2 protein-coding genes are annotated in these 1850 nt (G+C 60.8%); both read right to left on the minus strand.

All coding sequences use genetic code 11. The features are described from left to right. Nucleotides 1-1119: AAA family ATPase (locus FGE21_RS19145; RefSeq protein WP_176695492.1), on the minus strand; the 1119-nt coding region annotated here is incomplete at its 3' end. Nucleotides 1120-1235: 116 nt separating this feature from the next. Further along, nucleotides 1236-1850: GIY-YIG nuclease family protein (locus FGE21_RS19150; protein WP_139665005.1), on the minus strand; the 615-nt coding region annotated here is incomplete at its 5' end.

Here is a 1850-nt window from a genome sequence, read left to right on the forward strand (position 1 = left end):
ACTGATGGCTTCGGAAAAGCTTGTGGTCATCGCGCCTAACATGTCCCCAAGGTGCCCTGCGGCTTGCCAGGCACCGAACGATCCCTGGATGAGCGGCACATCGGCTGATGCAGCGATGGCGCGCGCGAGGAAAGATTTTCCGGTTCCTGGTTCTCCGCTGATCAAGAGCGAATGTGAAATCTCCGACCATTTGGCCTCGCCTGCGCGCCAGGCCGCGAGATCGTCGACCAACCCTTCGGCGGTTCGGTGCGCGGGCGAGTTCCCTTTGATATCGGCCAGTGTCATAACGTTGGGATCAACTGGCGCGCGCAACAGATCCGACATGTGTTTTGCAGCCCCTGCCGCCGTTGATGCGCGCAGGCTGGCGAGGAGGATCGGTGTGTCCAGCGCTTTGAGGGCAGCATTGTGCGGCAGAAGCGGGCGCAGCAGATCGCGGTCGATCTTCCGGGTCGCACTATGGGTCTCGGCCAGAAGCATCAGCATCATCTCCCCATCAAGGGCGGCGAGCCGCTGAGCTTTGGGAAGAATATGGCGCAGGTTTGGATCGAGCTGCAGCCCATCGGGAAGAAGAATGAGCAGGGGATGAGGTTGCGCCAGACTCGATAGAAGTTTGCGTTTAAACTCGCGTTGGCCGTTGGGGGCGAGCGTGCCTGAGCTGCTGACCGCTGGGTAAATGATCTGCAGGGCAGGAGAAGACACGCTTTTTGCGGCATAGGTTTGCGCCGCCCAGCCTGCGGGCAGAAAAAGGCGCCCGATCTGGGTGGCGGCAGCCTCCATCTGACTCATTTTGAAACCATCGATCACGTTGACAGCACCCGGTGCCAGCACCTGCGCGCAGAAACCCTGATGCGTGCCGAAGATGGCGGCGAGTTGCAGGCACACCAGGATCTTGTCAGCCGGAATACGTTGTTTTGGCCTGTCGTTGCCATTCTGATCCATTGCCCAGCCATCGGTGCCCGCCTCACGCAGTTCGGCGAGCTCCTGGCTGTCGCGATGTTGCGCTTCCTCAAGTTCGCTCAGGGCGTCCAGGAGGTTGCGGGCGGGCGGATCCTCGACAGGGACGATCTGCTTTGCTTCATCGAAGAGATCGTTGGTGACGACAGTTTCGGCATGGCGCAAGCGGCGCAGGATATCGCGGGCATAGGGGGCCCAGCTCTGAGTATTGGACATGAGCGTTCTCCATAGGTTCGGGGTCGACCAAGGCCGATTGAAAGAGTCAGGTGAGGGGGCCGGGGTCAGGCGTCTGGCAGGAGGGGCAGCGTGTCGAGCATATCGAGGATGACCGGTTCCAGATCTGCGCTGTAGATCTCTGACCTGACACGCAGCCACGGCGCATAAATCTCGGGTGCGATCATGGAGCCGGGATGGTCGCGTTTGAGAGTGGCGTGCATCTGCTTTTCCGCGCAAAGCGCTTTGTGGCCGGTCGGTACAGCGACGCTGTGCAAGATCTCCGCTTGCAGGTCCGGGCGCCGTTTGAGCTGATAGTTCAACCGGCTCTGCGGATTCCGGGAAAAGCCCAGCTTCACGACGGGTGCCTGTCCTGGCAGTGTAAACCGCATGCAATAAATGTAACTGGGGGCTGAGGCCCAGCCTTGGCCACAGGCTTCGCAATTGAAGCGTCCACTTTGCATATTCGAGCGGGCGATCATCTGTTCATGGCCGCAGCTGTGTCGATAGGTCCGATAGTTCACGTCGCGGGTGGGTGCTGCACCGAGGAGACCCCAGCCCCGCGCCTCCGCTTCCGACTGTTCCTTCGCGTTCTGGCAGATCTCGCAGCGGTGTGAGCATTCGCCGTCAGCGATGCGCTTGATAAGCTCGAACTGACGCCGCAGCTTGTGGCCGCAGGGGGC

The organism is Phaeobacter sp. B1627 (genome assembly GCF_006265095.1).
GTDB lineage: Bacteria > Pseudomonadota > Alphaproteobacteria > Rhodobacterales > Rhodobacteraceae > Epibacterium.